Below are 17,670 nucleotides of genomic sequence, written 5' to 3' on the forward strand. Positions count from 1 at the left end.
TAGCGCTATACCGTCTTACTGATACTTTGGCCGCCTCGCGGTGTCAACTTTGAAGATAGGCATGGTGTAAATATGCAAGATGATTTTTTAGCGGATATTGATAGCGATATATTGAGTTTACTGTTAGAGCAAGATGCCAGCGAAGGGATCCCTCACCTATCCGGCCATACCGCACCCTTATCATATTTACAGCAACAGCTTTGGACGCTGCAAGCATTAGATGCGTCGAATACAAGTTATCTTATGCCTGTCGTCTTTGAAGTCCATGGTCAAGTCGATGCCATCAAACTAGAGCTGGCTTTACAAGCAGTGATTGCCAATCACGGTGTATTTAGAACGCAATTTATCGCGAAGGGGAGTGAGCCAACACAAGTTGAGCTGGACAGTGCTGTTTTTTCGTTAGAACAAGTTCAGAGTGAACAATGCAGAGCTAGTTATCTGGCGAGCGAAGAATTAAATACTTGGTTAATGACACCTAACGATTTAACACAAGTGCCGCAACTCAAAGCTCAACTCATCAGTTGCGCCGATCAGTTGCAAATTCTTGCATTAAGTTATCATCACTTAGTTTCTGATGGTTGGTCTAATAACCTAATTTTGGCCGATTTAAAACGCGCCTATCAGGGACTTTCCCTGTCTAAACCTGCACTACGCTATCTTGATTTTGCACATTGGCAGCGCAGTGAACTGTCCGACGCGCATCCTGCTGTCGGTTTTTGGCAGCATTATTTAAGTGCTCCGCGACAACCTGTGCGATTACACCAGCAGCGCATCACGTCTAATAAGTTAAGCTCAGAAGGCGCGCGTCAGCAATTTACGCTCAATGCACCGTTAGGTGTGGAGCTTAATGATTTTTGTAAACGAAATCAGGTCACGCCGTTTGCATCCTTGCTGGCGGTATGGCAGTTACTGCTATCTCGCCACCATGGGAATGATCAATTTGTTATTGGGGTCCCCAACGCGGGTCGCTCGCAAGAGCAAGTACAAGACATCGTTGGCTGCTTTATTACCACACAAGCCTATCGCTGTGAGGCCCATGCCGCTCGATCTTTTCTTGATATTGTGAAACGAATACAAGGACATGCACTTACTTGCATGCAATACAGTGATGTACCCTTTGAATATGTGTTGTCGGTGTTGCCAGAGCATCGCGCTGAGCAGAATCAAGGTAGTTTTTTTCAAGTGGGGTTTGATTGCCAACCGCAGTTACAGGGACAACTCAACTTCGCTGATTTCTCACTAGAGCCTGTCGTGGGTGGCAGTACCCAGAGCAAGTTTGCCATTGCACTATCGGTGCAAACTAGCGAGGCCAATATAGCGTGTGAAATTGAGTACGATCTCGCACAGTTTGATCTCCAATATATACAGACATTACAACGAGAGTTCTGTTTGCTGCTTACCTTAGCACTCGGGCATGAAAATGAGACCATTGGTAATTGGATTGATGTGGCCTACGAAAACCAGCGCCCGTATTTGCCTGAAAGTAACGCGAGTAAGGGTAAAACCTTAGCTCCAGTTGAAAAGTTAACCCACACCTTAATTCGCCAACAGGCACTTGCTACGCCAACGAATACCGCAATGATTTTTCAAGATCATCACTTTGATTATCAATGGTTAGAAGCACATGCCAACTATATTGCTTCGCAACTTCAAACTGTTGGTGTGCAGGCCGGAGAGGTCGTGGGTATTGCACTACCAAGGTCGCCTTATTTGGTGGCAAGCTTGCTCGCGTGTTTCAAGTCTGGAGTGACCTATTTACCACTAGACGCTAAGCTGCCCGAAGATAAGCTAACTCACATGATAGAAGATAGCGGCTGTGTTTTGATATTGGGCGAGCAATCGCAATTATCTTCGCTTCCTTTGATAGCAGAAGATGCATTAGTGTGCTCGGATACATCTGGTTGGTTTGCACAAGACTTAGCTATTGACGTCCATCCTGAGCATATTGCTTATCTTAATTACACTTCTGGCTCGACGGGTCAAGCGAAAGGGGTGGCGGTAGCACATGGGGCGCTTAGCCGTTATATATTTACGGCAGCTGATTTTATTAATCTTTCGCAACAAGATGTGGTTTTACAGTTTGCGACGGCGAACTTTGATGCCTTTGTTGAGCAGGTCTTTCCAACCTTAGTGGTTGGCGCCGCACTGGTTATTCGAGACGATAGCTTGTGGGATGCACAACAATTATTTGAGCAGGCCAGTAAACACCGCATCAGTGTTATGGACTTAAGTGCCGCTTATTGGCGCCAAATAGCTGAAGATTGGTGTTATTTAATGCCCAAACACAATTGGCGCTTACCGGCTTTACGACAGGTGCATTCCGGTGGCGAAGCCATGTCAAAACAAGCGATCAGCGCTTGGCGACAAGCAGGCTTGGCTGACGTAAAATTGGTCAATACTTATGGACCCACCGAAATTGTGGTGGAGGCCGCAATCTTTGATTGTACTAAGCTCGATGTTGCGCATATCGACTCTGTTCCTGTTGGGACCGCTATTGCGGAGCGTAAACTCTATGTACTAGATGCAGAGCAGAACTTGGTACCACAAGGGCAAGCGGGTGAACTCTATATTGGAGGCGATATTCTGGCTCAGGGTTACTTTGGCCGAGCCGGCCAAACTGCAGCAAGCTTTGTGGCCGACCCATTTAGTGACTCAGGCAAACGTTTATATCGCACTGGAGATTTGGTGAGATGGAACGAACACGCGCAACTTGAGTTTATTGGTCGAGTCGATAACCAAGTCAAAATCCGTGGTTTCCGGGTCGAAATTGAAGAAGTAGAGCTTAAATTACGTGCGATGGCAGGCGTAAGTGATGTGGCTGTTGTTGCTCAGCAGCATGCAGGAACAACTAGGTTACTCGCTTATCTCTGCTCACATAGAACGGCACAAGACATTCAAGCCGATACCAGAGCGGCGCTACCCGAATACATGGTTCCTGCGGTCTTTACATTAATGGACAGTCTGCCGCTGAACGCCAATGGCAAAGTGGACCGTTCAGCTTTACCTGCACCCAAGCACCAAGAGCAAGCACAAGTCACAGCCTGTGTTGGTGAGGCAGAACAAGTGATCGCTGCAATCTGGTGCAAATTATTTAATTTAGAGCAAATTGGCCGAGATGATAACTTTTTTGCCCTCGGTGGCGACTCGATAATTTGCCTACAAATGGTGTCTTTGTGTCGTCAAGCTGGCTGGGAAGTAACACCTGGACATGTGTTTGAAGCGCAAACCATAGCCGGTATAGCGGCGCTTGCCGTCCAGTTAACTGAGCCAAATCCGAGCGATGTGGAAGAAGTTAAAGGGCAGGCGCCACTTTTGCCTATTCAGCAGGCTTTTTTTGAACAGCGAGAGCATGCACCACATCACTACAACCAAGCGGTCATGTTACGCTTGGAGCAAGCGTTGGATTGGCGTGTACTCCAGCAAGTGATAGGTCGACTCATTCAGCATCATGACGCCCTAAGGCTAACATTTAGCAAGGACGGTCAAGGTGATTGGCAACAATCTTTTGGTGATTATCATGAGTCGATGCTGGCGCAGGTTTTTACAATGCATCAGGTGGAGTGTGAACAGATCACTCCGCTGGCAGAGGAAATACAAGCAAGCTTGAATATTCAAGATGGGCCTTTGATGCGTGCGGCAGTGATGACAGTAGCCGACGGCAGCTATCGTGTTTTGCTGGTGGTTCATCACTTGGTGATTGATGGTGTGTCTTGGCGCATTGTGTTGGATGATTTAGCAACTGGCTATGAGCAGTTATTAAATTCTCCAGACTGGCAGCTACCAGCCAAGTCGAGCAGTGTGAAAAAGTGGGCGGAAGCGCTACAGCACTATGCTGAAGCGTTTGCTGATGAAGCTCATTTTTGGCATATGCAAACCGCATCTCCTTTGCCTTTCCCATATCAGGATGCAGACGCAAGTGCAGTTGAAGCCAACGTAGCAACCGCAGAACATCAATGTTCTGTCGAGCTCACAACACAGTTACTGACCCAAGCAAGTCGGCCATATCGCACCCAAGTTAATGACTTATTATTAAGTGCGCTGAGCGAAGCGGTGTATCGCTGGTTAGGAAAAGATGAATATGTACTTCACTTGGAAGGACATGGTCGAGAGCCTTGGCAATCAGAGATCGATTTGAGTCGCACGGTGGGTTGGTTTACCGCTATGTTTCCGCTAAAGCTATCACGCCACGGTAACTGGCTCGACACGATCACCGGCACAAAAGAGGCTCTGCGTAGGATCCCAAATAAAGGAATTGGCTATGGCGCACTTAAGTATGCCAATCTCGCCACACCTGCACACTCGTCAGAAATTGCGGATATAGAATTTAATTATTTAGGTCAGTTAGACAATAACTTTACCAGTAATGGTATATGGCAGCCTGCCCTTGAGTCTACAGGGGCAAGCCATAATGGCTTGGCAAAGGTGACGAGTGAGCTGGCGATACAAGCACAGGTCTTAGGAGGACAGCTCCAGATCCGCGCAAGTTTTGTTGAGGCTCGACTGAGCGCAGGCACAGTGAATGATTTTATGAGATTGTTCCAGCAATGCTTGGAGGAGTTGGTAAGCCACTGCGAAACAGCAACCGCAAAACTAAGTCGGTCTGATGTGCCACTAGCACAACTCTCGGACGACACATTACGGCAGTTAGATGCTGAGAAAATCAGCAAAGTTTATCCTCTTTCAGCGATGCAAGAAGGCATGCTTTTCCACGCTTTGTACAGTGACAATAGTGCTTACATAAATCAAATGCAGTTCGCTGTAACCGGTTTAGATATAGACGCATTTAGCGCTGCTTGGCAACGAGTGACAGATCGCCATGATGCGTTAAGAGCGGGCTTACTCACTCAGGTCACGCCGCCACATCAATATGTTGTTGCATCACACCAGGCTGATATTACGGTACTTGACTGGTCCATGAAAAGCCGAGATGTACAGGCTGAACTCGGTCAGTTGGCAAAGCAGCAAGTGGCATCAGGCTTTAATTTAGAGAAAGACATTGGCTTTAACCGTGTAGTTATCGTTCGGCTCAATGCCACGCAATACAGAGTTATTTGGACCAATCACCATTTATTCACTGACGGCTGGAGTGCTTCTCGAATGATGGGCGAATTACTGAGTGCTTATCAAGGACAAGCACTGACTGCTGTAACTGGTCAGTACGATAGTTATATTGCGTTTTTACAAGCACAAGACCAAGTGCAGAATAGCCGTTATTGGCAACAACAGTTACAACGATTGAGTGAGCCTTGCTCGCTGTTCAATCAAGCGGAAAAATCGCATGTAGCAGAAAATCAAGCCGGTCAAACAAGTAGGGTAATTGACTCCACACAGACCGAAAGCCTTCTGTCTTTTTGTCGTCACCAGCAGATCACGGTAAACACGTTGATCCAAGCCGCATGGTCATTGGTATTGAAATCCGTTCTTGGGCGTAATGCCGTATGTTTTGGTTCGGTGACTTCAGGGCGACCACCACAGCTTCCCCAAAGTGATAGCATGCTCGGTCTGTTTATCAATACGTTGCCGACCATAGTAACGTTGGAGCCAGAATTGCCCGTAGGGCAGTGGTTGCAGCAGCTACAGCGCCAAGGCATGGCTGCACGTGAGCATGAATATACTCCCTTAAGTGATGTTCAAAAATGGGCAAGAGAAGGTGGATTGGACTGCCCAAGTGGATTATTCGATACATTGGTTGTCTTTGAAAACTACCCGATAGCGGAGGCACTTCAGCAAGCTGATAAGGAATCCACGCAATTCGAGCTTGTGGCTAGCCGCGAAGAGACGGATTACCCACTGACGGTATCGATTTCACAGCAAGAGACCATCGACATTGCTTTCCACTACCAACTCGCAGCATTAAATAAGGTTGAGGCAAAGCACTTACTTGAGCGCTTTGTACTTATTATTTCGCAGCTGGCGCAAGGGGTGATGCAGCCTCTTGGCAATATAACCGCATTGAGTACGGAGCAGGAAAAGGCATTACTTGAACTTGGTGATCCCCGAAGCAGGCAGGAAACACAAAAAGTCGATATTATGGAATGCTTATACCAGCAAGCTGAGCTGCATCAGCATAGTGCACGGATCCACTTTGAAGACCAGTCACTAAGTTATCAGGCTCTGTTGGTACATAGCGAAAAGATAGCCGGTGGTCTCCAACGCCAAGGGATCCGCCGTGAAGATCGTGTTGCATTATTGATGAGGACAGGACTCGATACGCTCGCAAGTATCTTAGCCATTTGGCAGCTTGGTGCAATATACGTCCCTCTTGATTCCGACTCTCCAGATTCCCGTCTGCATGATATCCTTGCAGTGAGTGAACCGCGATTGGTGCTATATCAAGGGAAAGGGCTTGAGCACTGTGCTGTTGAGCAAATTTCTCTCAGCAGTATCATAAACTTAGCGAGCCACGCTAAGCGAGAAGTATCTATACAGTATCCACAGCAATTGGCATATCTGGTGTTTACCTCTGGCTCTACTGGCAAACCAAAAGGGGTTGCGGTCACACGAGCAGCACTATTGAGCCATTGTTTGGCAATAGCCGATGCTTATCAATACAAGGCCGCCGATCATGCTTTAGCATTTGCTTCATTGGGCTTTGATGCTGGGCTTGAGCAGGTTTTTGTGCCGTTGTTAATGGGTGCCCAACTCACGATGGTGAATGGTAAAACGCTATTACCGGAGCAGTGTAGCGAACTCATCACAGCCAAGCAGATCAATATCGTCGACTTACCGCGCGCCTATTTACAGCACTTGCCGCATCTTGATGCTGTTCGCTTGTGCATTGTAGGTGGCGAGGCTTGGCCTGTGCAAGAGCTACTTCAATGGCGTCAGCGTGCACCTCACACACAATTTATCAATGCTTATGGGCCAACAGAAACAGTGATCACGCCGACCATTTGGCAAGACAATAATGCTTCATTGCTCGATAGCGTTTATGTGCCGATTGGTTCAGTTGTTGGCGAGCGTCATGCCTACGTGTTGAGCGAAGAGCTTAACCTTACGCCGCAAGGTGGAATTGGTGAGTTGTATATTGCAGGTACGTTGGCACAAGGTTATTTTGCTAGAGCGGATTTAACCGCAGAGCGCTTTATTGCTAACCCATTTAGCGATAAAGGCGAGCGCTTATATCGTACAGGTGATCTGGTGCGTTGGGGCAAGCAAGGCGAACTTGTTTATCACGGGCGCGCGGATCAACAAGTTAAAGTACGCGGTTATCGCATTGAATTGGCTGAAATCGAAAAGCAAATCATGACAATGCCTAGCGTAAATAGTGCACTGGTCCGTCTGCAAGAAACACAGCTAGTTGCTTATGTGATAGGAGAAGATCTGGATCTTAATGCGCTGCAAACACAAGCTCAGCAGAGGTTACCTGATTATATGCAACCGGCTCATTGGTTTGCATTGGCCCAATTTCCGTTGACTATAAACGGAAAAATAGATGTAAAAGCGTTACCTCAGCCCTCACGGCAAGTAAGCCAGATTGAAAGCCATGCAATGAACACTCACGAAAAGCAACTGGCGGTAATTTGGCAGGCGTTATTAGGCGTTGAAGCATCATCCCATAGCCAGTTTTTCCATGCGGGTGGGGATTCTATTCTAGCGATGAGGTTGACCTCGCAAATCAATCAAACATTTGAATTGAATCTAGGGGTCAGGGAAATCTTTGAACGCAGTGAATTTACTGCGTTGGCACAATATGTTGCTGAGCAGCATCAAGCGAATAGGGAGGCTGAAGCGATTGTACTACAAGCACTGCCTTTCGAGCAGCAAGTGCCCGTATCGGCGGAGCAGCGCAGTCTCTGGATCACGGACAAATTAAGTGAAGAAAAAGATAAAGCGGCTTATAACATCACTACGAGTGTGAATCTCTTTGGTGAGCTTGATGTGGTAAGCCTGCAGCAAGCATTTACTCAGTTACTGGCATGGCATCGTACGTTCAGTTATCGCTTCATGGAGCAAGAAGGCGATGTGGTTGCGCTTTACAGTGAGGAAAATGAACTGAATTGGCAGTTCGTGAAACTGACTGATAGCTTAGAGCACAATAAGCAAGAGGCGACCGAGTTGCGTCAGCACTTCGAGCGCACACCGTTTGATTTAGCACAAGATGTTTTACTACGCGTGTTGCTGGTCGAAATTGCGGATAAACACTATCAGTTAACTATTAACATGCATCATATCGTCAGTGACGGGTGGTCTATGGGCAACCTGGTGCAGCAGGTTGGTGAGTTTTATTTGGCACAGGTTGAGAAACGCGAAGTCGTTTTACCTGCGCTGCAAGTTCAATATAGTGATTATGCTAAGTGGCAGCAGCTGCGCTTGGCAAGTGATGAGGCGCGCGAGGTTGCTCAGTATTGGCGAACTCAATTGGCTGATGCACCTATGCAAACCCTGATCCCTCTGCATTCACCGCGTCCTGAAAATAGTGATACAAAAGGTGAAGTTATCGACTTTACCATCGTGGCCGAGGTGCGCCAAGCCATCGAGCAGTTAGCGCAACATCAGCAGTGTTCTGTCTTTAGTGTACTGCTGGCAAGTTATGCTGCATGGTTATATGAAATAACTGGGCAGCAAGATTTAGTGCTAGGCACTGATCTGTCGGGACGAGAACATGCCGACCTAGAACCTTTGATCGGATATTTTATTAGGGTACTTCCATTGCGTATCCGCCTTACTGGCGCTATGGGCTTTGCTGAGCTGTGTGCGCATGTTCAACACACCTTACTCGATGTACAAAGCAATCAGTTGTTTACCTTAGACGGCGTGATTAATGAGGTAGGTGTACAAAGAACTGCGGGGTTGTCGCCATTATTCCAACAGCTTTTTGTAATGCAAAATACGCCAAAGCCGGATTGGCCAATTGAAGGGCTCAATATGGAAGGGCTCTCCTCTACAGATACATCGAGCAAGTTTGACTCAGCAATCTTTATTGATGCTCAAAAGAGCGCGTATCAAGGTCGTTGTTATTACAAGAGCGGACTATACCGACGAGATAAAATGCAAGTTGCACTGGATAGATGGCTAGCGTTGCTTGGGCAGCTAGTGCAACAGCCCGCACTAAGTTTAGCGACGTTCAGACCGCAAATTAGCAAACAAGCGAGTCAGAATAAGTTTAAATCAACGAAGTTTGCAAAGTTAAAGAAGTAGCGAGCTCCAGATCATAACCGGTTTAACTATCTGTATAAAAATGAGGTGCGAGATGCACCTCATTTTTGATTCAAATCAAGTAAATCTTCTACTTTGTAGTAAAGAAAATAATTTGTCTTACGTCATATCGCTAAGCAGACCAACTCAAGGTAGCAGGGCGATGTTCTATTGGAGGTCCGATAGTTCATTACCGCGGATTGGTATGAGTCTATGACAGGAGAAAACGATGACGTCCACTGTGCGAAAAGGTAAATTTTCATCACTTAAAAAAGGGGTAAAACCCGCAGCTAGCGCTACTCAGGCTGCAACTTCTACGACATTTTTCCCAGGAGCTGAAGGGTTTCCTGCGGTGATCCAACCAACCAGTAAAGATTTAGACCCGTACATTTGGGCTGAAGCAAATCGAGATTTTATAGAAACTAACTTGCTGAAATATGCAGGGTTGGTCTTCCGTGGTTTTGGTCTAAAAACACCGCAGGACTTTGAGCAATTTGCCAGTGCGATCCAACCTGGGCTTTATGGTAATTATGGTGATCTGCCTAAAAAAGAGGGCGGCAAGAAGACGTATAAATCGACTCCCTACCCTGAAAACAAAATGATCCTTTATCACAACGAGAGCTCTCACTTAGAGCAGTGGCCTCGTAAACAGTGGTTTTTTTGTGAACTACCTTCTCCTGTTGGTGGTACAACCCCGATTGTCGATTGTCGTCGCATGTTATCTGTGTTGCCAAGTGAGTTGGTTAAGAAAATTGAAGAAAAAGGCCTGCTTTATCTTCGCAATTTCCACAAAAGTGTGGATGTAAGTTGGCAGCATTTTTATAAGACCGATAGCAAAGCTGAGGTGGAAGAGCGACTCCGCGCAGCAGGTATTGAATACAGCTGGTTAGAAAACGATGGCTTACAAACCAAAACTAAAACCCATGGGGTAATCGTCCATCCGCTTACCAAAGAAAGGTCGTTTTTTAACCAGGTTCAATTGCATCATATCGCCTGTTTGGAGCCTGAGGTTAAAGAAAGTCTTATTGAACTGGTCGGTGAGCAGAGATTACCTAGGCATGTCTATTTTGGTGATGGAAGCGCGATTAGTGAGGAAGAGATGGCGATCATTGGTGCCGCATACGAAGCCTGTGCCGTTCGCTTTGACTGGCAGCAAGGCGATGTCGTGATGCTAGATAATATGCTTGCTGCACACGCAAGAGACCCATTCGAGGGTCCACGAAAAATCGTTGTTGCGATGGGGGACATCTATACGCAACAAGAGTTACAACACGCAAATAATGTACAGTAAAAGGTAGTGTATCTTATGATCCAAGAATATATTTCTGCTTATCCACAAGGTATTTCACTGAGTACACAGCAGCAAAACCAAGGTAATTCATTAGAGCCACTGGCTTTTAATAGTACGCTTTCACGGCTGGATCCTCAGTATAGCGCTGAGCAGCTACAGGTAAGGTTAAACGAAATAATCGATGGCAATATTGTACTAAGTTTTGCATTTGCTGAAGTTCCAGGCTTTCGTGGGTTAAGGCAGTTACCTCAAGAGGTCGCCAAACCAGTGGTTGAGTCAGTGACGCTAGAATCAAGCACCAGCATCAACTTAGCAACATTAGCTAGTTTATATCCGCTGTCGTTAAACCCTGCATCGGGTCAGAATCTACAAGTAATAAGAGTCGCCCATCAAGACAAGGCTTACCTTTTGGTGCGCACGCATGCGCTATGTGTTGATCTTGCGAGTACTGAATACATTGCGCAGCGATTGCTAGCGCCGAGCGTTGAACATGAGGAGAGTGTTCAATACCCAGATTTCCTCGCTTGGCTTGAAGAGCTGACCAGCAGTGAAGAGTCACTTCAGGGGAAAGCTTATTGGCAGCAATATATTAGTCAACTTAGCACGGCAAAGGATCACTTCGCGTTGCCTTATCACAAAGCCCCTGAGCAAGGTACGTTACAGAGCTTGCAATGCATTGATTATGACTTATCACCAGCGGTTACTGACGGCATTGCAGCGCTGGCACAACAGTTAGAAGTCGAAGCCGAAAGTGTTTATTTGTCACTCTGGTGGTTGTTATTAGCACGTATCTCGGGGCAAAGTTTTGTCACTAGTATTGGCTATGATCCTCGCAGAATGAGTGAAGACCTAGCTGGTGCGCTCGGGGTTTATACCCAAGCACTACCCGTTCAAGTACCTGCGGCTGCGATGCAAGTACTGAAGGAATGGATAGGCCAGTTTGCTTTTACGCTAGAACAACATAATGAGTGGGCTGAATGTTTTGAAAGCCCTGAGGGCTTAGCAACAAGTAGCGTGATGACTCAATTCGCTTCTACACTTGCGAGCGTTGAAGCCACAGCTGTGACGGCTGATAATGCTGAGTTGAGTTTAACCATTGCTGATGACCGCGTTAGGTTGCAATTTAATAGTGCTGCGTATTCTCATCAAGCTGCTACCTTGTTACTGGAGCAATTTGTGTATTTGCTCGCTCAGGCACCGCAAAAGTTGGCGAATCCAGTGAGTGAAATTTCATTAGTTACGCCATTGGAGCAGCAGCGTTTTGTTGAATTGAATGCCGATAAAGGGGTAACAGCCTCTCATATCTTTGAACAGCTCGACTATTTTGCTGATGCTAAAAGTGAGCATGTGGCTTTGGTCGATGGCGCGCATGCTCTGAGCTATAACCAGCTAGTGACTTTAGTTAATAAATTGGCTCAATCATTACAAGCTCAAGCTATAAAGCAGGGTGATATTGTGCTGTTATCACTGCCTAGAGGTTGGCAGCAGGTTGTTACGCTGTTGGCCGTGATGCGAGCTGGTGCAGCATATTGCCCTATCGACCCGAGTTGGCCAGAAGCGCGTAAGCAGCGTGTACTGGAAGCTGCTAGTGCCACACTTCATATTAATGAGCAAAATATTGAGCAGTTACTACTTGATGCACAACAACTTGAGCTTGATGCGGGTGTCTTACCTGAAATAAGCTTGGATGACACCGCCTATGTGCTATTTACGTCGGGTTCGACGGGGGTACCAAAAGGCGTGGCGATTGCACATCGACAACTGGCGCAGTACTGTGCGGCCTCATCCCATGCTTTAGGCTTACAAGAGAATCAACGCTTTGGCTTAACGTCGACCGTAGCGGCTGATATTGGCAATACAACATTGTTTAATGCGTTTTACAACGGTGCAAGTTTAGTTGTAGCGAATGAGCAAGAAATGCTTGATGGTGAGGCATTTGGTCGCTTTGTGGCAGAGCAAGACGTTGATTGCGTAAAAATAGTACCTTCTCACTTGCAAGCGTTACTAGAAGTCGTACCGGCGCGTCTGCCAAGTAAATTGATCCTGGGGGGGGAAGCGGCAAAACCTGCGTTGATCCAAAAAGTGCATAAACTTGCCCCACAGGCACAGGTATTTAATCATTACGGCCCAACTGAAACGACGGTCGGTGTAATGTCACACCAATACGAAAATAATGCGCGCTTTGATGCTGCGGTACCTAGATTAAGTCATGTTTTCTCTGGCACTCAAATTTTTATCTTAGACTCCCAAGATGCACTGTGTGCTACTGGTGAGCAGGGTGAACTTTGTATCGCTGGTCAGCAATTGTCTCCCGGCTACATCAACGTGGGATCCGATGATGTGTTTGTAAATAACAGCCAATGGGCTGAGCGACTTTATCGAACCGGGGACCTCGCTCGTTATCTACCGGATGGATCCATTAGCTTATCCGGTCGCAAAGACGACCAAGTTCAGATCCGTGGGTTCAGGGTGGAGCCTAACGAGGTGGCACAGTCAATTTCTCAGCATTTGGAAAGTATCGATTGCTTTGTCGCTGTACAGCATTATGGCAACGAGGCTGTGTTGGTTGCCTTCCTTACTCAGTATTTGGATAAACAAACTACTCCGGCTGAGCTACTTACAGGGCAAGACAATTTAGCGCTGCAAACGCAACTACGTGAAGTGTTGCCTGATGCAATGGTACCGGCATTCTTTGTCAGCATAGCTGAGCTGCCTTTACTGGCTAATGGTAAAGTGGACCGTCAAGGTCTACCTAAGATTGCCGACCTGACATTGTCTACCTATGTAGCCCCGAATAGTCAGTTGGAAACCTTGCTGGCGTCAACACTGGCGAAGATTTTAGAAGTGGAACGAGTAAGTTGTGATGCGAGCTTCTTTGATTTAGGTGGTCATTCACTATCAGCCATCAAATTTGCGACGCGGATAAAGAAGTTACTATTGCTCAACATTGAGCCAGGTGTGGTCTTTGACAATCCAAGTATTCAATCTTTAGCGCAAGCACTAAATAACTTAAGTGGCGATCCGTCTAGATTGGAGAAATTAGCATTGACGCAAATCAAACTGGCAACGCTGACCCCTGAGCAGCAGGCGGCATTGCGTGAAAAAATGGGTCTGAAAGCCACATAGATATCAAAGTGAAGGCGTAGCTTTCGATGATCTTTAGACTATGAAGTGGGAGCCAGCGGCTCCCACTTTTATTTTTATGAGTATGTGTATGTCAAATAATGAGTTAGCGGATGAATTGGTAGATGGACTTGATTTGGACCTGTTGGCGCAGTTATGGAGTGAGCCTGAGGTAGAGGATGAAGTGACAGGGGTTGTTGCAACAGAGAGTGTTTCGGGTGTACTTTCATTGCAACAAAAACGCTTATGGCTGCTCCAGCAAATAGATCCACAAAGTAATGCCTACGACGTATTACGTACATATCATGCGCCTACTTCATTGGATCTTACTCGGCTGCAATCAGCATTAGACGCACTAGTCGAGTGTCATGAGATCTTTCGTACTTATTATCAGTTCGATGGCACAGCAACTCAGGTCGTCGCCTCAGCATGTAAGGTACCGCTCACTATTATTGACATAGACTCGATATTAGATAGCCAATCACTTCTTGAGCAAGCTGCTGTGAAGTCATGGTGTGATGTACCGTTTAATTTAAGTCAGGTACCACTTTTAAAAGCCGCTTGGGTGAATACGGCGGAAGGTGGGTATTTATTATTACGGAATCATCATATTGTCAGTGATGCTTGGTCAAAAACACTGATATTAAAAGATTTATTAGCTGCATATCAAGGGCAAGCATTGGTCAAACCAAGTTGCCGCTACTTAGATTATGCAACGTGGCAAAGTGAATATCTTGCTCATGACAGTGGCAAAGAAACGCTGACTTATTGGCGGGAGTACATTAAACAGCAGCCTCAGCCGATCACCTTGCCGAGCAAGGAGTCAACGACAACGCTTTCCTCTTTTCCAGTAATGCTCAGTCATCGGCTATCTGAGCAGCAAGCCCGGCAAGTTAATGCTCTGTGTCAGCGTCATGGCTGTACTTCAGCGGCCGTTTTTATGACTTTATTACAAGCAACATTAAGCCGGTTTAGCAGCACACAAGACTTTTTGATTGGCTCGCCAACTGCTGCTCGAAACCTGCCTGAACTGGCTGATGTAGTGGGTTGTTTTATGAATACGCAGCTCTATAAAAATGAAGTGCGTGCGGGAGTGACATTCATAGATGCCGTCAACCAAAACCAGCGCCATACCCTAAGACTGATAAACGAAGATCAAGTTCCGTTTGAGTGGCTTGCCGAGCAATTAGATTGGCCTGTATTAGCGGATAGGCATCCGCACTTTCAAGTTCTGTTTAATTATTTACAAAGCGACACTGTTCCAAGCAATAACATGGCGCTGGCACTACGCCCGATGAATGTTGAAAGTCAGGTTGCTAAGTTTGAATTATCATTGGACGTGAGCGTGCAAGATGGGACTATCGAGCTTTACTTCGAAGCTGATGGTGCTATGTATCGCGCGGCTTTATTAGATCAGCTCTTAACCTGTTACCTGAACTTACTGGATGCATTGATCAGCAAGCCTGAAGCAGCTATTAATGACATAACTGTCTATCAACCAGATCCTACCTTGTGTGCATCACGACAAACTAACGAAGTCACTACAGTCGTCGAATTGATTAAACAGCAGCAGCTCCCTCTGGCTGCAGTTGCATTGCAAGATGACAGCGGTGATAAGCTGAATTACAAAGCACTACTGCAACTCAGTGAGAATTTTGCAAACTTTCTTATCGAACAAGGCGTGCAATCCGAGGATAGAGTGGCGGTGGTCGTTTCGCGCCAGATAGATATGGTTGTAGCACTGCTCGGATGTATGCAGGCAGGTGTGGTCTATGTCCCCGTTGATCCCAATATGCCCCATCAGCGGCAGCAATTAATCTTTGCATCAAGTGCTGCAAGGGCTATCGTGACTAACTTGGAAGATATATTTAATCCAAGTGGATTACCGGTTTGGTCGATTGCAAAAGTGAACCGAACACGGTATCAAGACCATAAGGCATCACTGCGAGTTTGTGCTCAGCAGCTTGCTTATATTTTATATACCTCAGGCTCCACAGGGCAACCGAAAGGGGTCGCAATTACCCACGACAATCTGGTGAATTTTATCTTAGCAATGAAGTCCCAGTTTTCGCTCACGCAAGATTCAAAATGGTTGGCTCTAACTGCACTTGGTTTTGATATTTCGGGCTTAGAGTTATATCTGCCATTGGTTTGCGGTGCACAAGTTAGGATTGCAGATTCGGTATTCAGTTTGAAAGAAGGTGACTTAGAGGGAGTTAGTCATATTCAAGCCACTCCTGCGGGATGGCAGGGGCTACTGGCTAAATCACTGCTTTCACATCCTGTCGTTGGGTTATGCGGTGGAGAGGCATTACCTCCAGTGTTGGCTCAAGCATTAAAAGCCAAGCAGGTTGCGCTTTATAACATGTATGGCCCGACTGAAACCACGGTGTGGTCTTCATGCCATCGGGTACAGGATAGTATTCACCTTGGCTTCCCAATTCGTAATACACAGTTATATGTTTTAGATAGCTACCTTAACGTATGCCCAACGGGGGTTGCTGGAGAGCTTTACATCGGTGGTGCTGGGTTAGCGCGAGGTTACATGGATCAACCCGCGTTGACGGCACAGCGATTTGTTGCGAATCCTTTTTCCAGTGTAGGCGAGCGACTCTATCGCACGGGAGATTTGGTTGAGCGTAACGAACGCAACGAACTGCGCTTTCTTGGGCGGACAGATCATCAAGTGAAGATCCGTGGGCACCGTATAGAAACGGGGGAAATTGAAAGCCAGTTGTTAAGGGTGGAAGGAGTCAATCAAGCGGTAGTGGTAGCGCATGGTGATGAGGATAATAAACGGCTTGTTGCTTATGTTTGCACGCAGACGTTAAGTCGCGGCCAAATAACAGCAGCTGTCAGTGATTTGTTACCCAGTTATATGGTGCCAGAACAAATCATCTTGTTAGAAGCGTTACCGCTTAATCACAGTGGCAAGGTGGATAGAAAAGCACTACCCAAACCGTTGCAGGAAAGCCGTCAGGGTACGCAACCTCAAGGTCATCTTGAGCAAGCGCTGGCTAGAGTATGGCAGCAGGTGCTGCAGGTTAACCAAGTATATCGAGAAGATAACTTCTTTGCGTTGGGTGGTAACTCCATTCATGCGTTACGTATGGTGCATCAATGGCAAAAATTAGCTCGACCAGAGCCCTTACTCGCACAAGCTATTTGGCAAGCAGATAACTTACGTGATTTGGCTCAGCAAATTGCACTTTCTAAACAATTTAATGTTTTTGACATTTTACCTGAATCTGCATCATCGAAGTCATATAGCGATTTGCTGATATGTCTTCATGATGGCCGTGGTTTTACTATGTCATACAGACCCCTTGCGATGGCGTTGCCTGAATATATTCGCTGTATTGGTATTACCCCTGATCTTGAGTTATCACAACAGGATGACTTTAGTACTTTGGCGCATCGCTATGCGGAACAGCTCGGAGACCTTAGGCAGTATCAAAATGTTTATGTACTTGGGTGGTCTTTGGGGGGGGCGATAGCATTGCAGTTGGTTGAAGCGCTGGAGGGGAGAAATACACGCATAGACAGTGTGTTTTTAATTGATAGTTGGGACCCGTTCGAATCAACCAATACCCAGCTAGAAAGTTGGCGTGATTATATTTTAACAAGACTCTCAGAGAGTATTGCAGCTCCAAACTCTGAAGCTGAGTTTTATCAAGCGGTAGCTCAGTTTTCTTGGTCTGATGGAGCTTCGGCGACTGAAAGAGCTGACGATATCACGCGCTTTCTTCTCGAACATATTAATGTGCTTGAAGAAAGTGTTGCAGCTATGCCTACCTCCGAGATAGTGCAAACCTTAGAGCAGACTTATTTATTGCGCTGTGCTGGTCGTCATGCTCTTAACTATCGGCAAGGTGATGGTGTTAACTATTATACTGTGTGGAGTAACGAGCGTGATGTGGGAGTTGCAAAACGATTTTGTCAGCGCCTGAATATTCAACACTCGGACTATGTTGATGCCGATCATATGCAGATTATCTCACATCCCAGTGTTATTGAAACTGTACAAAAAATAATAAGCGTTGAATAAAATCAAATTGTAAATGATAACTGTTTTCGTTACTATTGTAGGTAATTAACCCGAGGTTAATGTAAAAGGG

The 17,670-nt window shown here is 46.3% G+C and carries 4 protein-coding genes; all 4 read left to right on the forward strand.

Features of this window, described 5'->3' with window-relative positions; genetic code table 11:
• Window positions 1-72 precede the first annotated feature (72 nt).
• The 4 genes from CWC03_RS04820 (at window position 73) to CWC03_RS04835 (ending at window position 17,600) form a co-directional block, all read left to right on the forward strand.
• Window positions 73-9,141 carry a non-ribosomal peptide synthetase gene (locus tag CWC03_RS04820; RefSeq protein ID WP_138580787.1) on the forward strand — a complete coding sequence of 3,023 codons (9,069 nt, stop codon included), beginning with the start codon at window positions 73-75 and terminating at the stop codon, window positions 9,139-9,141.
• Between the two features lie 226 nt (window positions 9,142-9,367).
• Window positions 9,368-10,429, forward strand: a complete 1,062-nt coding sequence (locus tag CWC03_RS04825) for a TauD/TfdA family dioxygenase (RefSeq protein ID WP_138580788.1) — start codon at window positions 9,368-9,370, stop codon at window positions 10,427-10,429.
• A gap of 15 nt (window positions 10,430-10,444) precedes the next feature.
• Entirely contained in the window at window positions 10,445-13,555 is a 3,111-nt protein-coding gene (locus tag CWC03_RS04830; protein ID WP_138580789.1) for a non-ribosomal peptide synthetase, read from the forward strand.
• An 88-nt stretch (window positions 13,556-13,643) separates the two neighbouring features.
• Window positions 13,644-17,600: a non-ribosomal peptide synthetase gene (locus tag CWC03_RS04835; RefSeq protein WP_249313948.1), complete on the forward strand. Its 3,957-nt coding sequence runs from the start codon at window positions 13,644-13,646 to the stop codon at window positions 17,598-17,600.
• Window positions 17,601-17,670 lie beyond the last annotated feature (70 nt).

It is taken from the genome of Pseudoalteromonas sp. S2755, from assembly GCF_005886535.1.
In the GTDB taxonomy this organism is placed as follows: Bacteria; Pseudomonadota; Gammaproteobacteria; order Enterobacterales; family Alteromonadaceae; genus Pseudoalteromonas.

Excerpts from the sequence above, each read along its gene's own strand:
- CWC03_RS04825 (WP_138580788.1), top strand. The coding sequence starts at position 9,368 with ATGACGTCCACTGTGCGAAAAGGTAAATTTTCATCACTTAAAAAAGGG.
- CWC03_RS04820 (WP_138580787.1), top strand. The coding sequence starts at position 73 with ATGCAAGATGATTTTTTAGCGGATATTGATAGCGATATATTGAGTTTA.
- CWC03_RS04830 (WP_138580789.1), top strand. The coding sequence starts at position 10,445 with ATGATCCAAGAATATATTTCTGCTTATCCACAAGGTATTTCACTGAGT.
- CWC03_RS04835 (WP_249313948.1), top strand. The coding sequence starts at position 13,644 with ATGTCAAATAATGAGTTAGCGGATGAATTGGTAGATGGACTTGATTTG.